Below are 23,326 nucleotides of genomic sequence, written 5' to 3' on the forward strand. Positions count from 1 at the left end.
TCGAGTCGGCGACACCCGTGCCGTATCGCTGTACGAGCACCGAACCCGCCTGTTACCAAAGAGAGGCACGGTAAGCACTCCAGCCACAGATGAGGAACCATGCGCCGTCTGAGACTCCGAACGCTCCAGATGCTCACCGCCTGTGTCATCACGGCCGCGTCCGCGGCGGCGGCACTGTCGGTGACCGCACCCGCCGACGCTCGCGCCTGCAGCAACAGCGGCCCGGTGGTCCCGATTCCGGTGATCGGCAAGTTCCTGCCCCGCGGCGGCGCCCCGGCCGGTCCGCAGAAGGCCATGCCCGCCTACGACGACGGGACCACCGCGACTGTCGCGTGGGTCACCGGTCCCCGCAGCCCCAATAGGACCTTCGGACGGTTCGGCGTCTCCGGCACCGATGTCGGAGTCGCCTGGGACAACGGCCGCGGGCAGACGCTCCTCGCTTTCGGCGACACCTTCGGCAACTGCCTCACCGGCGATCAGCAGTGGCGCCACAACGCGCTGTTGCGGTCGTCCGACCGGAACCTGTCCGACGGGCTGCGCCTCGACGGCAGCGGCTACGCCGGCCAGATGTTCGGCGCGCTCGGGTTCGACGGCATCGAGAAGACCACGATTCCGACCGCCGGCATCTCGATCGGCGGCCGACAGTACGTCAACTACATGTCGGTCCGAGCCTGGGGCCCGGCCAGTGTCTGGTACACGAACTACTCGGCGACGGCGGTCTCGAACGACAACGGCCGCACCTGGTCCACCCCGCAGAACACCATCCGCGTCAATGCCGGAGTCACGGTGCCCACCGGAGCGGGCTCGCCGTCGATCCGGGCCGGTGACGCGCACTTCCAGCAGAGCGCCTACGTGAAGGGGCGCGGCGCCGACGCCGGCTGGATCTACCAGTACGGCACCCCGAACGGCCGCTTCGGTTCCGCGTACGTCGCTCGCTTCCGGCCCGCCGACATCCTCGACCTCGGCAGGTATCAGTACTGGACCGGGCGCGTCTGGGCGCCGTCGCCCGACGCCGCGCGACCGGTGGTGCGCGGACCGGTCACCGAACTGTCGGTGGCCTGGAGTCCCTTCCTGAACAAGTACGTGATGCTCGACAGCCCGCGCGGCGTGCTGATGCGCACGGCACCGTCTCCGCAGGGCCCGTGGAGCGGCCCGCGCCGGATCGCTCCGGCGAGCCTGGATCTGTACGCGCCGATGATGCTCCCGAACTCACCCGCCCTGCGCGGCACCGGTCCCGATCTCTACTTCAACGCGAGCCGCTGGGACGACTACAACGTGCTCCTAGTGCGTACGCGGGTGTAGGAGCGGCGGTCGACGGCCCGGAGCGCAGCGGCCACCCGCGTCGATCGCCTACTTCAGCAGCCGCGACATCCGGCGGTCGGCCAGCACCTTGCCGCCCGTCTGACACGTCGGGCAGTACTGGAACGAGCGGTCGGCGAAGGACACCTCACGGACGGTGTCGCCGCACACCGGACAGGGCAGGCCGGTGCGCGCGTGGACCCGAAGCCCGGTGCGCTTCTCCGACTTGAGGCGGGCCACCTCCTGTCCTTCGAGCCGTTCGATCGCATCGTGCAGCACCGAGCGGACGGCCCGGTACAGGTCGTCGATCTGCTTGTCCGAGAGGCTCTTCGACGTGGCGAAGGGCGACAGCCGAGCGGTGTGCAGGATCTCGTCCGAGTAGGCGTTGCCCACGCCGGCGACGACCCGCTGATCGGTCAGCAGGTTCTTGATCCGCGCGCTGCTGCCGGCGAGGATTGCGGCGAACTGGTCGCGGTCCAGCGCCAGAACGTCGGGCCCGAGGCCGGCGATCCGTTCCACTTCTGCGGTGTCGCGGACGATCCAGGCCGCCAGCCGCTTCTGCGTCCCGGCCTCGGTGACGTCGAATCCCTCACCGGGCAGCCCGCAGTGAACGCGCAGCGCGATGGGGCCCTTGCCTCCCGGTTTCGGCGGAGTCTGCGAGAGCGAGTCGCTCCAACGCACCCACCCGGCACGGGACAGGTGGATCACCAGGTCGATCTCGTCGTCGACCGCGGCACCGCCGTCCGCGGGCCCGGGCGCGGTCCGGATCACCAGGTACTTCCCGATACGGTCGACGCTCGACACGATGCGGCCCGTCAGCGCCGTGTACGGCGGATCGGCGGTCTTGAGCACGGCGAGCGAGGCGACGTCGACCCGCCGGATCGGCAGGCCGGCGGCCCGCGAGTCGAGGTACGTCGCGATGGCGGTCACTTCGGGAAGCTCCGGCATGCCCCCAGTGTGCGCCACGGGTCGGACTTTCTCACGTGAGCCGGACCGACCCGACCGGAAATCCGCCGGGTGCTCCAGCCTGCGCCCGTGTGTTCTAGTTAGAGAATGCGCCCGTCCCCTCCCGCGATGTCCGACGCCGAACTCGCCGCCGCTATCGCCGAAGGCGCGGGCGAGATCCTCCTGGGCATCCGCCACCGGGATCTGCTCACCGGCCCCCTGGTCGGCGATGTGGGAGACGCACTGGCGCAAGCATGGATCTCCACCGTCCTGCGCAGGCACCGAGGACGGGACGCCGTGCTCTCGGAGGAGGCCGAGGACGTCGGCGACCGCTCGCGCGCCGGGCGGGTGTGGATCATCGATCCGCTCGACGGCACGAGCGAGTTCGCGATGGGTACATCGGACTGGGCGGTGCACGTTGCGCTCGCGGTGGACGGCACGCCGGCCGCGGCCGCGGTGTCGCTCCCGGCGAAGAACGAGGTGTTCCGCAGCGACGACGTACCCGCCACTCACGGGCCGCTCACGGGCCGACTCGCGGTGTCGCGGTACGGACACTCGTATCATTCCGCGGCGGTCGCCGATCGGCTCGGCATGGACGCGATCCGCATCGGTTCGGCGGGCGCCAAGGCGATGGCCGTGGTCCGCGGCGATGTCGACGCCTACGTGCACTCCGGCGGCCAGTACGAGTGGGACAACTGCGCGCCGGTCGGCGTCGCGCTGGCGGCGGGACTGCATTGCAGCCGGCTCGACGGACGGCAGATCGTCTACAACAACCCGCAGCCGTACATGCCCGACTTCGTCATCTGCCGCACGGAGATCGCCGACGCCGTTCTCGAGGCGGTCGCGACACCCTGGTGAGAGGGCCGCTCAGCGAGCCTTCTGCAACAGGTAGATGTCCATGATCCAGCCGAGCCGTTCACGCGCTCGCGCCCGCTTCTCCTCGATCTCCGCGGTGACGTCCGCCACCCGGCCGCTCACCAGGATCTCGTGTTCGGTGCCCAGGTAGGCGCCCCAGTACACCAGGTCGTCGGGTGCGGCCGTCTCGCGGAAGGCGAGGTCGGAATCGAGCATGACGATCTGATTGGCGTCGGCACCCGCGGGCGTGGCCGAGAGCCGGCGGCCCGTGGTGGTCAGGATCGGTTCGCCGATGCCGTGCGCGACGATCCCGTGCGCGGCGGTCAGCGCGGACGCGCTCGTCACACCGGCGATCACCTCGACCTCGACGGAGACGTCGTCGCGCGCGGCGAGCTGGTCCAGGATGCGGAGTGTGGAGTCGTACAGCGCGGGATCGCCCCACACCAGGAAACCGCCGGTCTCGCCGGGACGCAGATGCTCGGAGACCGCGGCCCGCACCGCGTCGACGCGCGCGGCGTGCCAGCGCCGGACCTCGGCCTCGTAATCGTCGGGACGACGATCGCGCGGCGGGTCGGCGATCGCCACCACGCGATGTCCGGGCGCACCGTACTCGGTCAGGAACTTCTCCCGGAGAGCGGTCAGTTCGCTTGTGCGAGAGCCCTTGTCGAGCAGGAAGAAGACGTCCGTGGCGCCGATCGCATCCACCGCCTCCAGTGTGATCTGGCGCGGCGACCCCGGTCCGATCCCGATGACGCGCAGCAGCACGGCGTTCAGAGCCGCACCTTCTTCAAGCCGTGGATGCGCGCGGTGAGGTCGAGCACCGTTTGACGCGGAACCAGACGCCGCAGTGCGAAGACGATCGGCGCCCGATTGCCGCGGGCGTACAGCGGTCGCGGGTGCTCCGCGAGCGCGGCTTCGACGATCTCCTGCGCCATCGACGCCGCCAAGATCCCCTTCGCCTCATTGCGGCGCGTCGCCGCCGCGAGGGTCTCGTACTCCTCCCGGTACACCGAGTCGGGTTTGATGTGGATGGTGCGCCGCTCGCCGATCCCCGTCGCGATGGTGCCGGGTTCGACGGTGGTGACGCGGATTCCGTACGGCGCCACCTCGCGGCGCAGCGCCATCGCGTAGCCCTTGAGCGCCGACTTGGTGGCCGCGTAGTTGGTGCGGAACGCGACCGGGAAGCTCGAGAGCATCGACCCCACCATCACGATGGTCCCGGTACGACGATGGCGCATACGCGGCAGCACAGCCTTCGTCAGCGCGACCGGCCCGAAGACGTTGACCTTGAACAGGTGCTCGACGGCGTCCATCGGCGTGTCCTCGAAGGCACCCGCGGCACTCTCTCCCGCGTTGTTGATGAGGATGTCGAGATCGCCGACAGCCTCGGCGCACTCGGTGGCCGACGCGTAGTCCTCGTTGTCGAGGCGCAGGTACGTGACGCCCGGGATCGGGTTGCGCACCGAGTCCGGGTTGCGGCTGGTGCCGTACACCTTGTGTCCGAGCGCCACGAACTGTCGCGCCACGGCCTCCCCGATTCCGCTGCTCGCTCCGGTGACCAGCACAGTCCGCTGCCCGGTGATCGATTTGGTCATGGCACCTACGGTAGCCGGGACAGCGGGCCGCGGGGCGAACGACCGGTCCGGACACCGGCGATGTGGAGTGAGCGTCGCGGGTGCGGAGGAGCAGAGGCGCTCGGCGTCGCAGCCGAGCCGGTGACGTAGACTTCTCCTCGTCGGCGACCGCGTCCCCATCTCGGCCGCCGACCGGGCCGGCGGCGAACCGATGACGCTCACCGCGGTCCCCGCTCTCGTAGCTCAGGGGATAGAGCACCGCTCTCCTAAAGCGGGTGTCGTAGGTTCGAATCCTACCGGGAGCACGCAGTGTCCAGAGTGCTGTGTCTAGAGTCGTGAGCGAAGCACCCGCAGTGCTGCTCAGCTCAGGAGGATCTCTCAGTGATGACGTCGCGAATCCGCGCACTCACCCTCGGACTGGCCGTCGCGGTCACCGCCGCGCTGTCGGTTCCGACCCCCGCTCACGCCGACACGCGCGACGACGCACGGCAGGCGATCAACCAACTCTCGGTCACCATGGAGGATTCCCTCGGTGAGCAGCAGGGCGATCTGACCCAATCAGGCGACGGTTACCGGCAGCTGTATGAGAACGGCGTCATCGTGTGGACCGCGGAGTCGGGCGCGCAGGAAGTCGTGTTCGAAGATGCAGGCGCGAAGAACGAGCAGACGAACAGAGTTCGGACGCCGTCCAACGGGTCCCACATCGTTCTTTTCTCCACGAATGCTGCCGCGAGTGAGGCCGAAGCCTCAGACGACGGCATCTCCGCCTGGTGGTGGATGCTCCTGCTGCTGATCCCGCTCGTCGGCCTGATGCTGGCGTGGCTGCGCGGACTGAACTCCTACAACTACAAGACATATTCCCCGGCGACCGGCCCGGGATTCCCTCCGGTCACCGACGAGCGCGCGGACCGGCTGCGGGCCTTGGCGGACGGCCGGGAGACGAGCGCCGCGGACGCGATCGCAAGGGCCGAGGCGGCCGCCGCAGCGGCGAAGGCCGCCGAGGTGCCCGTGCGGCCGGGCGCGCGAGTCCCTTCCCAGGGCGGAGAGGTGCCGCTGCCGATCGGGGCGTCGCGCCCGCTGCCGAACGATCCGATGCAAGCACCCGACGGGTACCCGATCAAGGCGATCGTCGAATCGGGCCTGTACTACCGACCGGCCGACGCCGAGTATGCGTCAGTGACACCCGACCTCTGGTTCGCCACGGCTCCGACCGCAGATAAAGGCGGCTTCGCGCCGGCTGGGGACTGACACCGTCGATCCGGGCCGCGCCCCCCTGAGGACGCACCACCACACGACGGCTCCACACGACGGCTCTCCACACGACGGCGGAACCGCTGATTTGTGCCACCGGCCGGCACTGCGGCACAGGAACTGTCCGACGATCACACGAAGTGCGGCCCGACCCCGCTTCATAGTCGGCACATCGCGTTATGTTTCGCGCGCTGACACCCGTCGGCGCGCCCGCCTGTCGGGCACACCTCGCCGTCTACCCGATCAGGTCGCCGAGGTTCCTCCCACCCGATCGGCCACATCACCAGAGAGCCCCGAAACATGCGCAAACTCCCACTCGTCGCGGCGGTGGCCGCCGCTGCCGCCGCCGGAATCCTCGTCCCCTCCGGCGCTGCCGAGGCCGCACCATCGGCCGACACCCAGGTGACCTTCGTCGTGGCCGGCCAGGGCGGCGATCTGTCGATCACCGCGGGGCCGCTCGGCGCCATCGTCCCGAACGCGAACGGCACCCTGGCGACCGGGGGCCTCCCGACGGCCTCGGTGACCGACAATCGCAATGGCTCTCCCCGCTCCTGGGAGACCACGGCATCCTCCACCGACTTCACCGGTCAGGGCGTCACGATTCCCGCCTCCGACGTGAAGTACGAGGCGAACGCGATCATCGGCAAGGTCGGCGGCGGCGACGTCACCGGGCAGGGAGAGAAGAGCCTCGGATCCCCCGCTACCGTCGTCACCCGGACCGGCCTCACCTGGCCGCTCGAGATCATCACCTGGAGTCCGGCTCTGACGGTCGACTTCCCCACCGGCGGTCTGCCGATTGGGAGCTATTCCGGCACCGTGACCGTCTCCGTCGCCTGACCCCGACAGGCTAGAACCTCGTGGCCGGGACACGCACCGCGCGTGTCCCGGCCACCGCACTCGAAAGCCCAGCATGCGCCCCACCTCCTCCCTCCGTGCACTTCTCGCGACGCTGACAGCGGCCCTCCTGACCGGTGTCGTCCTCCTCACCGGTCCCGCCGTCGCCGGTGCCGCGCCCGGATCGTCGACGGCACCGGCCGACCGCGGAACGCCGGACGGTTCCATCGGTATCCGACTGCTCGACGTCCCCGCGAAGTCGAAGGACGATCCTCGGGCGCAGCTCTACATCATCGACAACCTGAACCCCGGCACCACGATCACACGCCATGTCCAGGTGACGAACGGCACCGACACCGCGATGAAGATCGCCGTCTACCCGGGACCGGCCGGCATCGTCGACGGCAGCTTCGTCCCGGGCGAGCCGGGAACGAAGAACCTCCTGACGTCGTGGACGAGCGTCGACAAGCCGAATCTGAACCTCGCGCCGGGACAGAAGGCCAGAGTCGCGGTGACGATTGCCGTACCCAAGGACGCGCCGGAGATGGAGCAGTACGGCGTCATTTGGGCGTCCACGGTGCCGAACCAGAACAAGGAGACCGGCATCGGCCTCGCATCCCGTGTCGGCGTCCGCATGTACCTCTCCACCGGACCCGGCAACGGCCCGCCGTCGGACTTCGCGATCGAGAAGCTCGAGGGACGTCGCGGTGCGGACAACGGCGCCGAAGTGACCGCCCACGTCACGAATACCGGAGGGCGCGCCGTCGACGTCACCGGCACCCTGAAGCTGAGTGAGGGACCCGGAGGGCTCTCCGCCAAGGCGGTCTCGTCGAAGGGCATGACCATCGCTCCGGGTGAGTCGGCCGACGTCGTGTTCGCAGTCCCGAACAGCGCACAGCTCCCGGACGGCCCGTGGAAGGCCGAGGTGCAGTTGGAGAGCGGGGTGCACACGCACGACTCGACCGCATCGATCACCTTCGACCAGTCGGATCAGACCGAAGGATCGTCGAACACCGCGCTGATCGTCACGATCGTCGTCATCGCCGCCGCAGCACTGGCGGGCATCGCCGCGTGGCTGCTCCGACGACGCCGGGGATCGTCGTCCGGGCCGGGAGAGTCCGTGTGAACAGCGCACTGAGGGCCGCGCTCGGCACCGTCGCCCTCGCGACTGCCGGAGTGTTGGCTGTCGGCGTCTGCCCCGCCTCGGCCACACCCTCTGAATCGACCACGTCGACGACGTCGCCGGCCGATTCCGCGGATGCGCAGTTCTCCGAGTCGCCGGCTCCGGACACGACGGCCGTGGTTCCGACCGCGGAGCCGACTGTCACGCCTACCGCGGAGACCACTGAGCCCATCACCGAGACCACCCCCCAGGCCGCCACCAGCCGTCCCCCGTCGTCGGTGTCCCCGGCGACCTCGACGACTTCCTCGAACCCGTCCACCGAGGACGTGAAACACGGACGCGCCGCCGTCGCGCCGTCGGCGGCATCGGATCTGTCGGTCTCGGCGGGCTCCTACGGGACCATCGTGCCGTACGCCACCAGCGCCACCGGCATCCTGCCCACCGTCACGGTGAGTACGTGGCAGGGACAGGGCTGGTCCGCGAGCGCGTCTTCGACGGACTTCACTTGCCCGAACGGCGCAGTGATTCCTAAATCGCAGGTCACCTACAGTGCGACGGCGCCCGCCGGCGTCGCGGGCACCGCGACCGGCCCGCAGACGCTCGCGTCGCCGAAGACCGTGTTCACCAGCGGCGGATCTGGGCTGAACGGTGTTCTCAACACCGGCACCTGGACTCCGGCGCTCACCGTCGCCTACCCGAACGGCGCCTCGATGTGCACCTACACGGGAACGATCACCGTGTCGGCGTACTGATCGGTCGGCTCCGCTCTGCCGGGCTCAGCCGAACAATTCGTTGAACTTGACGAGCGACTTCTCGATGTCGCCCTTGACCGCCATCGCCGCGGCCTTGCCCGCCGGTCCGATCAGCGGCAGACCGCCGAGGTCGATGAGGAACGTGACCCGGGAGCCGTCGCCCTCCGGCTTCACGAGCAGGTTGATCTTGGCCTTCACTCCGCCCTTGCCGTTACCCTTGAGCACGACCTCGCCGGGCCGGTCGAGCTTCTCGATCTCCCACGCGAACCGCACGCGCGCCCCCTTGACGGAGACCACCGACGAGACCGCGGTGCCCTTCTTGAGGTCGTCGGGGGCGGGCAGCGGGCTGCGCCAGCCGTCGTGGAGGACCAGCCAGTCGTCGTACCGGGCGAGATCGGCGGCACACTTGAAGGCGTCTTCCGGGGAGAGCGCGACATGAATGGAGTCACTGGTCTTTGCCATGAGTACAGAGACTAACCGCCACCGCGCGTCACAGGTAGATCCGGCCCACGCCGGGACGGCACCCGAGCCGACGATCCTCGCGGCGGCGCGGTCGCTCCTGAACCGTGTCCTGGTGGGGCACGGCGTGTCGGTGCGAATCACCGAAGTGGAGGCGTACAACGGGCCCGACGACCCCGCTTCGCACGCGTTCACCCGGACGCCGCGGTCGGAGATCATGTACGGTCCGCCGAACCGCCTGTACGTGTATCAGATCCACACCCACCACTGCGCGAACGTGGTCACCAGTCCGGAGGGGCAGGGCTCGGCGGTGCTGATCCGAGCCGGCGCGGTGATCGACGGAGTGCAGGCGGCCCGCGACCGCCGCGGAGGCGTCGCCGAGCATCTCCTCGCACGCGGCCCGGGCAATCTCACCCGCGCGCTCGGAATCACCAAAGCCGACCTCGACACCGATCTGCTCGATCCGGTCGGCGTGCACCTGCTGCCCGCCGACCCGGCGTCGGATCCGACCGCCGGCGGGCACGTGATCGCCGGGCCGCGCGTGGGCGTCCGGCTCGCCGCCGACCGACCGTGGCGGTTCTGGATCGACGGCGAGCCGTCGGTGTCGGCGTACCGGCGGCATCCACGGGCCTGACCGACCCCCGGGAGTTGCCTACTGGGCCGGGCCTTCGCCCTTCGGCGGTTCGGCCTGTTCGGCCTGGGGCTGCTCGGCCGGGGCGTGCTCGGCTCTGCGGTCCTCGGGCTTCGACTGCTCGGCACCGACCGCCTTGCGCGCGGCGTCCTGAGCCTTGTCGACCTGCGAGGCGTACTTGTTGCCGGTGGCCTTGTCGATTAGGTCGCCGCCCTTCTCGATGAGATCGGGGTTCGACTTCAGCGCGTCCTTGGCCTTGTCCACGAGTCCTTTGAGATCCATGTGCCGATGGTACGTCGACTCAGGCGGGCGCGCGTCACACCGGCGGTCCAGTCACACCAGCGGTTCAGCGGTGCGCGACCGCCGATTCAGCACGCCGTCGAGCACGCGTGTGGAGACCTCCACCGCGACGATGCCCACGACCGCACACACTCCCGCGACCGCCATCATCGGACCGTTCGACGAGTCGAGGTGGAACCACCGCTGGCTCAGCGGAAGCATGAAGATCAGCACGTACATCCCGACCGAGACCGCGAGCAGCAGGATCTTCCACCAGTTGTAGGGACGCGCGACCACCACGAGCACGTACACCGCGACCGCGATCATGGTCGCGAGCGCGGCCGTGGCCGCCTGTGTCTGGACCGCGCCGACGGTCTGCGTGGCGTTGGCGACGGCGGCGATCCCGTCGGAGGGCCGGGTCGCCGCATTCGCGACGTACCCGCCCAGGGCCGCGGAGTAGTCGCGGTTCACCAGCAAGAAGCAGACGAACGTGGACAGGCCCACGATGATGCCGTTCGGCACCGCCTGCGTCAGCACCCGGCGGACGAAGCCCGGCTGAGCGCGCTCGTTGTTCGGCGCCAGCGAGAGGATGAAGGCAGGCACCCCGATGGTGAACCAGGCCGAGATGGTGACATGGATCGGCTGGAACGGGTAGCTGATCGACGCCCAGCCCATCACCTTGGCGAGCAGCCCCGCGCCGCCGATGAGCAGCGCCAGCAGCACCGCGTACACCGTCTTGGTGAGGAACAGGTTCGACACACGCTCGATGTTGCCGATCACCCGGCGGCCCTCGCCGACCACGTAGGGCAGCGTCGCGAACTTGTTGTCCAGCAGGACGATCTGCGCCACCGAACGCGCGGCCGACGAACCCGAACCCATCGCGACGCCGATGTCGGAGTCCTTGAGCGCGAGCACGTCGTTGACGCCGTCGCCGGTCATCGCGACGGTGTGGTCCTTGGACTGCAGGGCCTTGACCATCGCGCGTTTCTGGTCCGGGCGCACCCGGCCGAAGGCATCGTGGTCGGCGATCACACCGGCCAGTTCGGCGTCGTCGGTCGGCAACTCGCGAGCGTCGACGGCGGTCTCGGGCGAGCCGAGTCCCAGCGACTCCCCGACGGCGCCCACCGATCGGGCGTTGTCGCCGGAGATGATCTTGACCGCGACATTCTGCGACTCGAAGTACTCGATGGTGTCGCGGGCGTCGGGTCGCACACGCTGCTCCAACACCACCAGGGCGGTGGGCACGAGCGTTCCGGGCACCGCCGTGTCGGCCGTCGGCTCGGTATCGACCGGAACATCGGTGGTCGCGACCAGCAGCACCCGCAATCCGGTCGATCCGAGGTCGGACGCCAGCCGGGCCGTGTCGCTGTCGGGGTCGAGCAATACGTCGGGTGCGCCGATCAGCCAGTTCCCCACCGAGACGCCGGACGCGTCGATGAACGACATGCCCGAGAACTTGTTGGCCGAACTGAACGGCAGCACCGCGGAGGTCGACCACTCGGGAGCGTCCGGGAACGCCTCCTGGATCGCCGCGATGCTGGCGTTGGGCCGCGGATCGTGCGCGGCGATCGCCGCGAGGGCCGCTTCCACATCCCCCTGCTTCACCGCGCCCGGACCCGAGCCGGGTGCCACGATCCGCACCTCCGACAGCCGCATGCCGTTCTCGGTCAGCGTGCCGGTCTTGTCGGTGCACACCACATCGACGCGCGCCAGACCTTCGATGGCCGGGAGTTCGTTCACCAGGCACTGCCGCTGCCCCAGGCGGACCACACCGACCGCGAAGGCGATCGACGTCATCAGCACGAGGCCTTCGGGCACCATCGGAACCAGCGCGGCGACCATGCCCAGCAGTGCGGTGCGCAGCCCGTTCTGGCTGATGAACAGCTGGTTGATGATCGTCAGGATGCCCGCCGGGATCAGCAGCCAGGTGATCACCCGGAGGATCTGATCGATTCCCGAACGCAGCTCCGACGACACGAGCGAGAACTTCGAGGCCTCCGCAGCGAGCTTGTTGGCGTACGAATCAGCGCCGACCTTGGTGGCGCGATACGCACCCGAGCCGGCCACCACGAAGCTGCCGGACATGATCTCGTCGCCGAGAGACTTATCGACGGCGTCCGCCTCGCCGGTGAGCAGCGACTCGTCCATGTCGAGCGACTCCGACTCGATGGTCTCGCCGTCGACGATCACCTGATCGCCGGGACCGAGTTCGATGACGTCGCCCAGCACCACCTGATCCGAGGGGATCTCGGCGGCGATTCCGTTGCGCCGGACCACCGGTCTGGTCTGTCCGACGATCGCCAGCCGGTCGAGGGTGCGCTTGGCGCGGACCTCCTGAATGATGCCGATGCCGCTGTTGGCGACGATCAGCAGCCCGAACAGTCCGTTGATGAACGAGCCGGTGGCGGCGACGATCAGGAACAGCACCCCGAGGATTGCGTTGATCCTGGTGAACACGTTGGCCCGGACGATGTCGGCGACCGAGCGGCCCGACTTGTCGGAGGTGACGTTGACCTGCCCCGCCGCGACGCGTGCGGCCACCTGCTCGTCGGTGAGCCCCGGATCGCGCTCGGTGGTCGTCGATGTGGTCATGCGGATCGCTCCCACCAGGTCGGATCGGAAAAGGCTGTGCCGCTGCGGCTGTGCGCGACCAGCGTGGCGCCGGGCCGCGGCACGCAGATGTCGACGCCCACCCGGTCCGCCTCGGTCGTGAGTCTGCCGACGGGGTCGGCCCACGAGTGCCGCGCGAGATTGAACGTACCCCAGTGGATCGGGACGAAGAGCGCGTCGCGCTCGTCGCCGTTCAGCAGTCGATGGACCACGAGTGCCTCTTCCGGGTCGACGTGGACGTCCGGCCACACGGGATCGTAGGCGCCGACGGCCACGAGGCTGAGATCGAACGGGCCGAGCGCCGCGCCGGTGTCGGCGTAGCTCTCCGTGAATCCGGTGTCGCCCGAGAAGAAGAAGCGGTGCTGCGGTCCCACGGCCGCCCAGCTGACCCACTGGGTCAGGTTGCGGGAGAGTCCACGGCCCGAGAAGTGCCGGGCGGGCACCGCGTGGAAGCTGATCGTGGTGCCGCGGACCGTCAGATCCACCTGTTCGAACCAGTCGGCCTGCCGAATGCGCGCGGCATCGACGCCCCATGAGATCAGATGCGCCGCGACACCGATCGGCACGACGAAGATCGCGTTCGGCTGTGTCAGCGCGATGGTCAGCACCGTCGGGGTGTCCAGATGGTCGTAGTGATCGTGGCTGATCAGCACGACGTCGAGCGGGGGCAGCTCGCCGGCCGTCAGGGGCGCCCGGTGCATGCGCCGGGGACCGATGCTCTGCGAGGGCGAGCAACGGTCGGACAGCACCGGATCGGTGACGATCCGCACGCCGTCGAGTTCGACAGCCATGCTCGCATGGCCCAGCCAGGTGGCCGACAGCGCACCGGGTTCGCCGGAGAACTCGGGACGCAGAACCGGGACGCGGTGGCCGGGCCTCCCCCGACGCCGCATCATGTCGATCATCACCGACATGTCCGGGCCCTGGACCTGAGCGGCGGCCTCGCGGTTGGCGAAGACTCCGTCCGTCGCGAACCGCGAAGCCGCGGTCATCGGTGCGATCTGTTCGCGGCTCGCGCCCACCGCGTGCACGGGCGGCAAGATCCGTGCCGTCCGCGCGAGTCTCGCCTGTACTGCCGAAGCGCTTTCGGCGACGGTGTTTCCCAGTGTCCTCACGCTTGTCTAGCGTAATCGTTGTCGAAACCGCCGGAGTTCTACACAAGGAGTGCTGCGCCATGCCGCCCACGCGAAGCCCGTACGTCACCGATCCCGCGGACTACTGGGGCGGGATCGACGACGCGGTGCGCCGCGCCGGACTCGACTCCCCTGTGCTCGCACTCGATCTCGGGGCACTCGAACACAACATCGCCGATCTGCGCGCCCGCGCCGGGGGCGTCCCGATCCGGGTGGCCAGCAAGTCGCTGCGTGTGCGCTCGGTCATCGACGACGTCCTCGGGCGCGACGGATTCGCCGGCGTCCTGGCCTACGACGTCGCCGAAGCGCACTGGCTGGCCACCGAATCCGGGATCACCGACGTACTCCTCGGGTACCCGACGGTCAGACGGGGCGCCCTGGAACGGCTGCTGGCCGACGAGACGGCGTGCGAGCGGGTGACCCTGCTCATCGACGACCCGGCTCAACTCGACATCGTCGACGACGTCGCCGCCGCAGGGCGGCGACCGGAGGTCCGGATCGCGATCGACCTCGACGCCTCCCTGCGCGCCGCCGCCGGCCACGTCCACGTCGGGGTCCGCCGCTCCCCCGTTCACACCGTGGAGCAGGCACGCTCCCTAGCGCGCACGGTCGTCGCGCGCGACGGGTTCCGTCTGGTGGGCGCGATGTCGTACGAAGCGCAGGTCGCGGGGGTCGGAAACGAGGTCGCGGGCAAGCTCCTGACCAACACCGCGGTGCAGACCATGCAGGCGGTGTCGATGCTGGAACTGCGGCGCCGCCGCGGAAAGGCGATCGCGGCGCTGCGCGAGGTGGCCGACCTGGAGTTCGTCAACGCCGGCGGCACCGGATCGCTGGAGGAGACGGCCAAGGACCGGGCGATCACCGACATCGCCGCGGGCAGCGGCTTCTTCGGCGGACATCTCTTCGACACGTACAGGCACTTCCGTCCGGCGCCCGCGCTGTCCTTCGGACTCGACGTTCTGCGCCGTCCCGACGACGAAATCGTGACATGTGCCGGGGGTGGATGGATCGCCTCCGGCCCCCCGGGACCCGACCGTCTCCCCAAGCCGGTCTGGCCCGCCGGCCTGCAGTTCATCGGCACCGAGGCCGCGGGCGAGGTGCAGACTCCGCTGCGCGGTTCGGCCGCACGGTCGCTGACGGTCGGCGATAGGGTGTGGTTCCGGCACACCAAGTCGGGTGAAGTGTGCGAGAGGTCGGAGTCGGTGGCCCTCATCGAACGAGACTCCGCCGGGCGTGCGGACGTCGTCGAGGTGGTTCCGACCTACCGTGGAGAAGGGAAGTGTTTCTTGTGAGCCGAGCGGCATCGGGTAGGTGGACGAACTGGGGCGGGACCGCGCACTGCGCCCCCAGCAGGCTCATCGTCCCGCAGAGCGTCGACGAACTGGCCGCCGCCGTCCGGGCCGCGGCCGAACGCGGTGAGACGGTGAAGCCGGTCGGCGCAGGCCACAGTTTCTCGGAGATCGCCGTCGCACCGGGCATCCAGGTCGGCATGTCGGGATTCCAGGGCGTTCGCGCCGTCGACGCCGACCGCAAGCGCATCATCCTCGGAGCGGGCACCCACCTGCACCAGATTCCGGCGATGCTCGAGCCGCTGGGTCTGGCGATGACCAATCTCGGCGACATCGACCGGCAGACGGTCTCCGGTGCCACGTCCACCGGCACGCACGGCACGGGCGGGGCGTTCGGCGGTATCTCCACGCAGATCCGCGGCGTCACGCTGGTCGACGGAACCGGGCAGGTCCGCACCGTCGGCGAGGACGACCCCGACCTGAAGGCCGCAGCTCTCGGCCTCGGCGCACTCGGCGTGCTGACCGATGTCACGCTCCAGCTGGTGGACGCCTTCGCGATCGAAGCGGTGGAGGCACCCGCCGACGCGGACGAGACCATCGACGGCTTCCTCGATCGAGTCGCCTCCGTGGATCACTACGAGTTCTACTGGTTCCCGCACACCACCCGCACCCTCACCAAGACCAACACCCGGCTGCCCGCGGGCACCCCCGCGAACGGACCGTCCAAGATCCGCCGCTACATCGACGACGAACTGCTCTCGAACGGGATGTTCCGGGTGCTGTGCACGCTCAGCGCCACCCAACCGCGCGTGGTCCCCGCGATCAATCAGGTGTCGGGGCGGGCGCTGTCGGCGCGCACATACACCGACCGCTCCGACAAGATCTTCATCTCCGCACGCAACGTTCGGTTCCGCGAGATGGAGTACGCGATCCCCCTCGAAGCGGTACCGGAGGCGCTGCGCGAACTGCGTGCCACCATCAACCGGCGCAGGCACAAGGTGAGCTTCCCGGTCGAGGTGCGCGCGGCCGCGGCCGACGACCTGATGCTCTCGACGGCGAGCGGCCGGGCATCGGGTTACATCGCGGTACACCGCTATCACCGCGACGACGTGCGCGACTCCGAGGCCTACTTCCGCGACGTCGAGGACATCATGGTCGCGCACGGCGGCCGGCCGCACTGGGGCAAGATGCACACCCGCGACGCGGAGTACCTCCGCAGTGTGTATCCCGAGTTCGACGACTTCCTCGCCGTCCGGAATCACTTCGATCCGAACCGCACCTTCGCGAACCCCTATCTGCGGCAGACCCTCGGCGACTGATCAGCGCCCCTGAAACTCAGCGTCCCTGAAACACCGGGGCACGCTTCTCCGCCAGCGCGGCACGGGCCTCCTGAACGTCCTCGCTGAGCCACGCCGCGCGCATGGCGGCCGCTCGTTCCTCGGGCGCGTCGTCTCGCGCCCCGTCTCCGGTGAGCACGAGCTTGTAGTGCCGCAGGGTGAGCGGCGCGTACTCGGCGATCTCGGCGGCCCACTTCTGGGCGACGGCCAGATCACCGAACCTGTTGGCGAAGCCGAGCGTGAGGGCACGGTCCGACGAGAGCGGCTCGCAGCCGAGCAGCATCCCGCGCGCCTGGCCCGCACCCACCAGCGACACAAGCCTCCTGATGGTCCACTCGTCGACGGCGACGCCGATCTTGGCCGCCGGAATCCCCGCGAACGCCACATCGGCCATCACCCGGAGATCGGCCGCCATCGCCAGCTGCAATCCGGCTCCGAGCGCGGCGCCGTTCAGTGCGGCGATGACGGGGACGGGAGTCGATTCGATCTGCTCGATTAGTGCGACGAGCCGGTCCAGGAACGACTGGTCGTAGACGGGACCGGAGAGGTCGGCGCCAGCACTGAAGACATTGCCCCGACCGGTGAGCACGATGGCGCGGGCGCCGCCGTCGACCGCGGCCGTGAACGCCTCCGAGAGGCCCTGGACCATGTCCTGATCGAGGGCGTTCCGCTTCTCCTCGCGGGCGAGTTCGATGGTCGTCACGGATCCCACGGTGCTGCTCACAATCATGCGGGCATGCTATCCACCGCGCTTCAGCGGTGCCCTCCGGGCCCGACTTGATACTGAACCATTGACAATTTGTTGTGTTTTCCCAACACTGTGTTCTGTGAGTCCGATCAGGCGGGGACCCAAGCTCCCCATCTACAACCGCATCGCCGTTCTGCGCGCGGAGCGGAAGATGTCACGGGCGCAGTTGGCCGAACTGGTCGACATCAATGTTCAGTCGGTCGGCGCGCTGGAGCGTGGCGACAACTATCCGAGCCTCGACCTGGCGTTCCGGATCTGCGACGTCTTCGGCCTGCCGGTCGAAGCGGTCTTCAGCCGGACCGAGTTCACCGCCATGTCGACGGAACTGTACGGGGGACCCGACCATGCATGACCCGAACTACGTGTTTCCAGACTCCGCCATCCCCGAATGGGTGCGGCGGTACAGCCGGTCGGCGGCGCGACGCCACGACACCTTCGTCCGAACCACCGGTACGTGGCTGCCCGGCCTTCGCAACCGCCGCGGCCGACGATTGCTGTCGTCGGTCCTGCTGATCCTGCTCTGCGTGGTGGTGATCTCCTCGATCGCATCGTTCTGGGCGCCGCTGTGGTCGGCCGTGCCCTTCGCGATCGGCCTGGTGACCTCCCTCGTGGTGCTGATGATGCTGCGAGTGGTCACCGAATCCATCGCGGGCGCACCCGCCGACACCCTCGACGAGTTGCAGCTGACTCAGCGCAACGCCGCCCGCGCGCTCAGCTACAACCTGCTCCTGCCGCCGATGATGGTCGTCTACGCCATCCTCATCGTCCTCGGCTACCGCGACTACGTCTCCGGTGAGACCGTCATGTCGATCGCGTGGCTGCTGATCGCGTCCGTGTACGCGCTCTCCTGCGTTCCCGACGTCCTCATGTCCTGGTGGATGCAGGACCCCGAACCCGAACACTCCAGCGACGAGATCTAGGAGATCCCCGTGCCACAAGCACTGAACATCAATCACCTCGCCAAGTCGTACGGCTCCGTGCGGGCGCTCGACGATGTCACCTTCTCCGTGGCGCCGGGCGAGATCTTCGGATTCGTCGGCAGCAACGGGGCAGGCAAGTCGACGACGATGCGCATCGTGCTCGGCGTGCTGGCCGCCGATTCCGGCGACGTGCGGCTCGGCGACGCGCCCATCGACTTCGACGGCCGCAAGCGGATCGGGTACATGCCCGAGGAGCGCGGTCTCTACCCGAAGATGAAGGTCGGCGATCAGCTCGCCTACCTCGCACGGCTGCACGGATTGTCGAAGTCCGAGGCCGCCGACGCGACCGAGAAGTGGACTCGCAGGCTGGGCATCCACGGTCGGCTCGGCGACCAGGTCAACGACCTCTCACTCGGCAACCAACAACGCGTGCAGCTGGCCGCCGCACTGGTGCACGACCCCGACTTGCTGGTGCTCGACGAGCCCTTCTCCGGGCTCGATCCGGTGGCCGTCGACGTGATGAGCGAAGTCCTCACCGACAAGGCCGCGCAGGGCATCCCGGTCATCTTCTCCTCGCACCAGCTCGACCTGGTGGAGCGTCTCTGCGACCGAGTCGGCGTCATCTCCGGCGGGGTGATGAAGGCACTCGGCACCGTCGACGACCTCCGTGCCCGCGACGGCCTTCGCTTGGAGGTGCGCGGCCCACGGTCGGAGACCCGCTGGGCCGACGGCCTGCCGGGCGTCACCGATGTGGAGTACCGCGACGCTTCGGCCGTGCTGCACATCGACCACGGAACCGACGACCAGCAGATTCTCACCGCCGCGATGGCCGCCGGCCCAGTGCACCGGTTCGCCACCACCGCCCCTTCCCTGACCGAGCTGTTCCGAGAGTTGGTGTGACGAAATGAATTCCACGTTGAACAACATCAAGCTCGTCGCCGGGCGCGAGATCAACACCCGCGCGCGGGAGAAGTCGTTCATCATCTCGACCGGCGTGATGATGGCGGTGATCATCATCGGCGCCATCGTCTGGTCCGCACTGTCCGGCGGCGACAGCGTCGACAAGGTCGGGATCGTCGGCGCAGACGCCGGACTGTCGGCGACCATCGAGTCCGGCGGAGACGCCGCCGGACAGCGGATCGAGACCGAAGTGCTGCCGAACGCAGACGCGGCGCGGTCGGCCGTCGGCGACGGGGATCTGGCCGCGGCTCTCATCGTCACCGGACCCGGTGCCTACACCGCCGTCAGCAAGAACGGCATGGATCCGACGATCGAGGGCGTCCTGCGCGGTGCCGTCGCCCAGCGAGATCTGTCGGAGGCGCTGTCCGCCCGCGGCGTCGACGCCGCCTGGCTGCCGCAGCCTCGTTTCACGCTGGACCGGACGCAGGCCGAGAAGCCCGACGAGGCGCAGCGTGTGACCGTCGCCCTGATCGGATCGATCCTGCTGATCATGACGATCATGATGGGCGGGCTGATGGTGGCAGTGGGCGTGGTGGAGGAGAAGTCGTCGCGCATCGTCGAACTGCTGCTGTCGGCCGTGCGTCCGCTCCAGCTGCTCTGGGGCAAGATCCTCGGTATCGGCGCCATCTCTCTGGCACAGGTGGTGCTGATCGGAGCGACCGCGCTCATCGCGGGCCGCGCCACCGGGCTCCTCACCCTGACCGGCACCGCGACCACCGTCTTCGCCGCCGTGATCGCGTGGTTCCTGCTCGGATTCCTCTTCTTCGCCGCGCTCTATGCGGCCACCGGCGCGATGGTGAGCCGGCAGGAGGAATTGAACTCCAGTTCGGCACCGCTGACGATCCTCGTGCTCGCCGCACTGTACTCCGGCACCTTCGGCATCCAGGCGCTCGATTCCACGCTGATTCAGACGCTCAGTTGGATCCCGCCGTTCAGCGCAGTGCTGATGCCCATCCGCATCGCGACCGGAGACACCGATCCGGGGCAGGTGATCGGCACCTTCGCCATCATGGTCGCCGCCTGCCTGCTCGCCGTCTGGGTCGCATCGCGGATCTACACGCGGTCGATCCTGCGCACCGGCAGTCGTATCAAGTGGGGTGAGGTGGCCGCGATGGTGTCGGGCCGGAAGTGAGCCGAGGCTGCGCGCCCGGCTTGAGCAGCAGAGGTTGCCAGAGGTCCTGTCGGAGGTTTTGTCGGAGGGGATCGGTATGATTCGAACATAGAAACACAGCAGAAGTGTTCTCGAACACTGTGCAGGTCGAAAGGGGGTGGGTTCGATGGTCGCGTCAGAAGTGCTGCTCCCGGACGACCCGGCCGCCCTCGCGCGCCTGCTGGAAGCTGCGGCGACCAAGTTCGCGTCCCTGCCACTGTCCGCGGTCCCCGAAGACACCCTGCTGGAAACCGTCGAGACATTGGAGCGTACTCATCGTCGTCTCGACGGTGTGGACGCCGCGGTGTTGGTGGAGGTCTCCGACCGCGGCGCCTACCGCAAGGTCGGGTACCTGTCGGTGCATCAGTATTTGGCGCAGGGGTTGCGGCTCGGTGACGGTGCCGCCCGACGCCGGCGCGTCAGCGCCGCCGGGATCGGACGGTTCACCGACCTGCAAGGACAAACCCGCCCGCCGGTACTACCGGCGACCGCGGTCGCGGTGGGCGAGGGTGCGATCGGTGCCGACCACGTCCGCGAAATCGACGCCGTCATGGACAAGATCCCCACCGCCATCGACGCCGACACCCGAGCACGCGCCGAGGCACAGCTGGCCTGGGTCGCCCGCGAGCTGAGTCCGGCCGGTGTCCGCACCGCCGGCATCCGACTGCTCGCGCACCTGGATCCGGACGGAACCGTCACCGACGAACGCGACCGCAAACGCCTGCGCGGCTTCGCTGTGCTGCCGCAGGATCTGCGGTTGATGAGCAAAGTCCGCGGGTATCTGACTCCGGCGTTGCGGGCGGAAATGGAGGCGGCACTGCCGTCGTGGGCGGCGCCGGGAATGAACAACCCCGACGACCCCGACTCCCCATCCGGGACCGTGGAGTCGGCGGACCCGGCCGCTCTGGCGGCGGCGGTGGAGCGTGATACTCGCACGCCGGGGCAGCGCACCCATGACGGTCTGCAGGCGCTGCTGCGCACCTCCCGCGGTGCTGGGGGTGGTCGGCGGTCGGGTGATCTGGTCATCACTGTCACCGACCGGGAGTTGGCCGAGCGGGCTGGGGTGGCGTTGACCGCGACCGGGACTCGGGTGCCGGTGGCGGAGTTGATCGAGGTCGCCGCCGCCGCGACTCCGCATCTGGCGGTCTTCTCCGGTCATACCGGGCAGGCGTTGTATCTCGGTCGGGGTCGTCGGCTGGCGTCGCGGGCGCAGCGGTTGATGCTTTTCGCCCGCGACCGCGGCTGTACCGCCCCCGGCTGCGCGGCCCCGTTCTCGCGGACGCAGGCCCATCATTTCCCGGACTGGGCCGACGGCGGCCCCACCGACATCGACCACCTCGGCGCCGCATGCGGGCGCCACAATCGCTCCGTCGGCCCCCGCCCCGGGCAATGGCAGACGATGATCCTGATCGACGGTCCCCACGCTGGCCGCGTCGCCTGGCGACCCAGCGGCAACACCAGCCGCGGCAGGACAAGACCGCCCGGATGGCGGATCAACCAGATCCACCACGCCGAACTACTCCCGGACCACGAACCCCAGCCGCCGCCCGAACCCAGCGAATCCCGGATCGAGAACTACCTCCACACACTCCTGGCCGCCTGACCGGACACACCGCTGGCGCCGGCGCCTGATCGTGGGGACGATGGACAGCATGGCTCCATCGAACGACTTCGGTCCCGACGACTTCGACCGCTTCGCCCGCGAAGCCGGAGAAGGCTTGCGGAAGCTGCTCCGTCAAGCCCTCGACAATCCTCGGACCACGCTCACATGGGCCGACATCGCGGCCTCTGCCACTCGCCCGCGCACGTCGCCGGAGCCTGAACAGGATGCCGGGATCATCGACGCGGAGCCGGGCGTATGGGCCATCGTGCGCGACGACGGCGGCCCGCGCGTGGAGCGGGTCTTCGCCACCGAACTCGAAGCACTGCGCGCCAACCAGCAGAACACCGATCCCGCGCGATCAGTTCAGTTCCTCGAGTTCGGGGCCGACCTCACGGCCAACTGAGCCGGCTGTCAGATCGTGACGACTCCTCGACCGGTCGCTCCGCCGGCGAGAATGCGGTCGAGTGCCTGCGGCAACTCGTCGAGCCCCACCTCGTAGGTCAGCAGATCCAGATGCTGCGGGCGCAGGTCGGTCTCGAGTCGCTGCCACAGGGCACGCCGGGCGGTGATGCCGAGCTGGACCGAGTCGATGCCGGCCAGGGTCACCCCGCGCAGAATGAAGGGCATCACCGTGGTCGGCAGGTCCGCCCCGCCGGTCAGACCGCTCGCGGCGACAGTACCGCCGTAACGGACAGTACTGAGAACGTAGGCGAGCGTCCTTCCGCCCACACAGTCCACGGCCGACGACCACCGCTGTTTGTCGAGCGGACGGATCCTCGCCTCGGGGTCCTCCGGGAGCCGGCCGATCACCGACGACGCCCCCAACCGGGTGAGCAGGTCCACAGCATCGGGTTTGCCCGACGATGCGACGACCTCGAAACCGAACTTCGAGAGCAGATCCACACTCACCGAACCGACACCGCCGCTGGCGCCAGTGACCAGGATCGGCCCGTCGGAGGGACGATAGCCGCCGTCCAAGATCGCTTTCACACTCATCGCCGCGGTGAATCCCGCAGTGCCGATCGCGGCGGCCTCCCGAGTCGAGAGAGATTCGAGACGAACCACCTGGTCGGCAGGGACCCGCGCGTACTCGGCGTAGCCCCCGTGACGGGCGGTACCGATGTCGTAGCCGTGAGCGACCACGGGGTCGCCCGGCGCGAACTCCGGTGAGGTCGATTCACTCACCGCTCCGGCGATGTCGATGCCCGGAACGATCGGATACTCGCGGACCACGCCTCCGCGTGGCGTGACGGCCAAAGCGTCCTTGTAGTTGATGCTCGAGTACTCGACCTTGATGGTCACCTCGCCCAGAGGGAGGAAGGTGTCGTCGACCGTCTCCGCGGCCAGGCTGATGCCGTCAGCGCTCTCGCGTGCCACCATCGCGGTGAATGTCATCTTCGCTCCTTGGGTGTGGGGTGTGGGGGTTTCGACTCGCTTCGCTCGCTCAACCAGCGGAACTACGAGACTCGCTCAACCAGCGGGACTACGAGACTCGCTCGACTCTGCGGAACTACGAGACTCGCTCGACTCTGCGGGACTACGAGACTCGCTCAAACCAGCGGACCGCTCCGGCC

Annotated in this window: 24 protein-coding genes and 1 tRNA gene; 16 read left to right on the top strand and 9 right to left on the bottom strand. The window is 68.8% G+C overall.

Going from position 1 to position 23,326, the window contains the following annotated elements; genetic code table 11:
* Positions 1-99 precede the first annotated feature (99 nt).
* Positions 100-1,302 (top strand): glycoside hydrolase family 183 protein, encoded by a 1,203-nt coding sequence (locus tag ABFX36_RS00740; RefSeq protein ID WP_346074686.1) that lies wholly within the window; start codon positions 100-102, stop codon positions 1,300-1,302.
* Positions 1,303-1,350: 48 nt separating this feature from the next.
* On the opposite strand, the gene ABFX36_RS00745 is transcribed toward ABFX36_RS00740, so the two are convergent.
* Positions 1,351-2,247 (bottom strand): Fpg/Nei family DNA glycosylase, encoded by an 897-nt coding sequence (locus tag ABFX36_RS00745; protein ID WP_346074687.1) that lies wholly within the window; start codon positions 2,245-2,247, stop codon positions 1,351-1,353.
* Between the two features lie 105 nt (positions 2,248-2,352).
* Between ABFX36_RS00745 and ABFX36_RS00750 the strand changes: the two genes are divergently transcribed.
* Positions 2,353-3,102 (top strand): 3'(2'),5'-bisphosphate nucleotidase CysQ, encoded by a 750-nt coding sequence (locus ABFX36_RS00750; protein ID WP_346074688.1) that lies wholly within the window; start codon positions 2,353-2,355, stop codon positions 3,100-3,102.
* Between the two features lie 9 nt (positions 3,103-3,111).
* Here ABFX36_RS00750 and cobF read toward each other — a convergent pair whose 3' ends face one another.
* A complete protein-coding gene (gene cobF / locus ABFX36_RS00755; protein ID WP_006894642.1) occupies positions 3,112-3,864 on the bottom strand; it encodes a precorrin-6A synthase (deacetylating) in 753 nt (250 codons plus the stop codon).
* 5 nt (positions 3,865-3,869) lie between these two features.
* On the bottom strand, positions 3,870-4,694 hold the full coding sequence (locus ABFX36_RS00760; protein WP_346074689.1) for an SDR family oxidoreductase: 825 nt from the start codon (positions 4,692-4,694) through the stop codon (positions 3,870-3,872).
* A 211-nt stretch (positions 4,695-4,905) separates the two neighbouring features.
* Between ABFX36_RS00760 and ABFX36_RS00765 the strand changes: the two genes are divergently transcribed.
* From ABFX36_RS00765 to ABFX36_RS00785, 5 genes are all read left to right on the top strand, one after another.
* Positions 4,906-4,978: transfer RNA gene (locus tag ABFX36_RS00765), tRNA-Arg, on the top strand.
* 79 nt (positions 4,979-5,057) lie between these two features.
* Complete coding sequence (locus tag ABFX36_RS00770) at positions 5,058-5,921, top strand: sunset domain-containing protein (protein ID WP_006894636.1); 864 nt, start codon at positions 5,058-5,060, stop codon at positions 5,919-5,921.
* A gap of 303 nt (positions 5,922-6,224) precedes the next feature.
* Positions 6,225-6,761 (top strand): hypothetical protein, encoded by a 537-nt coding sequence (locus tag ABFX36_RS00775; protein WP_006894635.1) that lies wholly within the window; start codon positions 6,225-6,227, stop codon positions 6,759-6,761.
* A 73-nt stretch (positions 6,762-6,834) separates the two neighbouring features.
* Positions 6,835-7,884, top strand: coding sequence for a COG1361 family protein (locus tag ABFX36_RS00780; protein ID WP_006894633.1), 1,050 nt, complete (start codon positions 6,835-6,837; stop codon positions 7,882-7,884).
* Positions 7,881-8,633: a hypothetical protein gene (locus tag ABFX36_RS00785; RefSeq protein ID WP_346074690.1), complete on the top strand. Its 753-nt coding sequence runs from the start codon at positions 7,881-7,883 to the stop codon at positions 8,631-8,633. Before ABFX36_RS00780 ends, ABFX36_RS00785 begins: the two co-directional genes overlap by 4 nt.
* Before the next feature lie 24 nt (positions 8,634-8,657).
* Here ABFX36_RS00785 and ABFX36_RS00790 read toward each other — a convergent pair whose 3' ends face one another.
* Positions 8,658-9,095: a type II toxin-antitoxin system Rv0910 family toxin gene (locus tag ABFX36_RS00790; RefSeq protein WP_006894629.1), complete on the bottom strand. Its 438-nt coding sequence runs from the start codon at positions 9,093-9,095 to the stop codon at positions 8,658-8,660.
* Here ABFX36_RS00790 and ABFX36_RS00795 point away from each other — a divergent pair.
* Positions 9,073-9,726: a DNA-3-methyladenine glycosylase gene (locus tag ABFX36_RS00795; RefSeq protein WP_006894627.1), complete on the top strand. Its 654-nt coding sequence runs from the start codon at positions 9,073-9,075 to the stop codon at positions 9,724-9,726. The genes ABFX36_RS00790 and ABFX36_RS00795 overlap by 23 nt on opposite strands.
* 18 nt (positions 9,727-9,744) lie before the next feature.
* Here ABFX36_RS00795 and ABFX36_RS00800 read toward each other — a convergent pair whose 3' ends face one another.
* Genes ABFX36_RS00800 through ABFX36_RS00810 form a run of 3 tightly spaced genes read right to left on the bottom strand, consistent with a single transcriptional unit; the run spans position 9,745 to position 13,643 of the window.
* Positions 9,745-10,005 (bottom strand): antitoxin, encoded by a 261-nt coding sequence (locus ABFX36_RS00800; protein ID WP_039866711.1) that lies wholly within the window; start codon positions 10,003-10,005, stop codon positions 9,745-9,747.
* A 51-nt stretch (positions 10,006-10,056) separates the two neighbouring features.
* Entirely contained in the window at positions 10,057-12,594 is a 2,538-nt protein-coding gene (locus ABFX36_RS00805; protein WP_006894625.1) for an HAD-IC family P-type ATPase, read from the bottom strand.
* Positions 12,591-13,643: an MBL fold metallo-hydrolase gene (locus ABFX36_RS00810; RefSeq protein ID WP_006894624.1), complete on the bottom strand. Its 1,053-nt coding sequence runs from the start codon at positions 13,641-13,643 to the stop codon at positions 12,591-12,593. The genes ABFX36_RS00805 and ABFX36_RS00810 overlap by 4 nt, the downstream gene beginning before the upstream one ends.
* Before the next feature lie 143 nt (positions 13,644-13,786).
* On the opposite strand from ABFX36_RS00810, the gene ABFX36_RS00815 reads away from it, so the two are divergent.
* Together ABFX36_RS00815 and ABFX36_RS00820 are read left to right on the top strand one after the other, a co-directional pair.
* Positions 13,787-15,037 (top strand): alanine racemase, encoded by a 1,251-nt coding sequence (locus ABFX36_RS00815; protein WP_045539187.1) that lies wholly within the window; start codon positions 13,787-13,789, stop codon positions 15,035-15,037.
* Positions 15,034-16,353, top strand: coding sequence for a D-arabinono-1,4-lactone oxidase (locus ABFX36_RS00820; RefSeq protein WP_346074691.1), 1,320 nt, complete (start codon positions 15,034-15,036; stop codon positions 16,351-16,353). Before ABFX36_RS00815 ends, ABFX36_RS00820 begins: the two co-directional genes overlap by 4 nt.
* Before the next feature lie 16 nt (positions 16,354-16,369).
* Here ABFX36_RS00820 and ABFX36_RS00825 read toward each other — a convergent pair whose 3' ends face one another.
* Entirely contained in the window at positions 16,370-17,101 is a 732-nt protein-coding gene (locus ABFX36_RS00825; protein WP_346074692.1) for an enoyl-CoA hydratase, read from the bottom strand.
* 97 nt (positions 17,102-17,198) lie between these two features.
* Between ABFX36_RS00825 and ABFX36_RS00830 the strand changes: the two genes are divergently transcribed.
* The 6 genes from ABFX36_RS00830 to ABFX36_RS00855 all read left to right on the top strand — a co-directional run bounded on the left by ABFX36_RS00830 (position 17,199) and on the right by ABFX36_RS00855 (position 22,155).
* Positions 17,199-17,471: a helix-turn-helix transcriptional regulator gene (locus tag ABFX36_RS00830; protein WP_006894618.1), complete on the top strand. Its 273-nt coding sequence runs from the start codon at positions 17,199-17,201 to the stop codon at positions 17,469-17,471.
* The gene (locus ABFX36_RS00835) at positions 17,464-18,039 is read left to right on the top strand and encodes a hypothetical protein (protein ID WP_006894616.1); all 576 of its coding nucleotides are present in this window, start codon (positions 17,464-17,466) and stop codon (positions 18,037-18,039) included. Before ABFX36_RS00830 ends, ABFX36_RS00835 begins: the two co-directional genes overlap by 8 nt.
* A 9-nt stretch (positions 18,040-18,048) precedes the next feature.
* Complete coding sequence (locus ABFX36_RS00840) at positions 18,049-18,939, top strand: ABC transporter ATP-binding protein (protein WP_006894615.1); 891 nt, start codon at positions 18,049-18,051, stop codon at positions 18,937-18,939.
* 4 nt (positions 18,940-18,943) lie between these two features.
* Positions 18,944-20,131 carry an ABC transporter permease gene (locus ABFX36_RS00845; protein WP_222111766.1) on the top strand — a complete coding sequence of 396 codons (1,188 nt, stop codon included), beginning with the start codon at positions 18,944-18,946 and terminating at the stop codon, positions 20,129-20,131.
* 145 nt (positions 20,132-20,276) lie between these two features.
* Positions 20,277-21,752: an HNH endonuclease signature motif containing protein gene (locus ABFX36_RS00850; protein WP_346074693.1), complete on the top strand. Its 1,476-nt coding sequence runs from the start codon at positions 20,277-20,279 to the stop codon at positions 21,750-21,752.
* Between the two features lie 49 nt (positions 21,753-21,801).
* On the top strand, positions 21,802-22,155 hold the full coding sequence (locus ABFX36_RS00855; protein WP_006894606.1) for a hypothetical protein: 354 nt from the start codon (positions 21,802-21,804) through the stop codon (positions 22,153-22,155).
* Between the two features lie 8 nt (positions 22,156-22,163).
* On the opposite strand, the gene ABFX36_RS00860 is transcribed toward ABFX36_RS00855, so the two are convergent.
* The gene (locus ABFX36_RS00860) at positions 22,164-23,147 is read right to left on the bottom strand and encodes an oxidoreductase (RefSeq protein ID WP_346074694.1); all 984 of its coding nucleotides are present in this window, start codon (positions 23,145-23,147) and stop codon (positions 22,164-22,166) included.
* Between the last annotated feature and the right edge of the window lie 179 nt (positions 23,148-23,326).

Origin of the sequence: Gordonia cholesterolivorans (genome assembly GCF_039531975.1) — a bacterium.
Taxonomy (GTDB): Bacteria; Actinomycetota; Actinomycetes; order Mycobacteriales; family Mycobacteriaceae; genus Gordonia; species Gordonia sihwensis.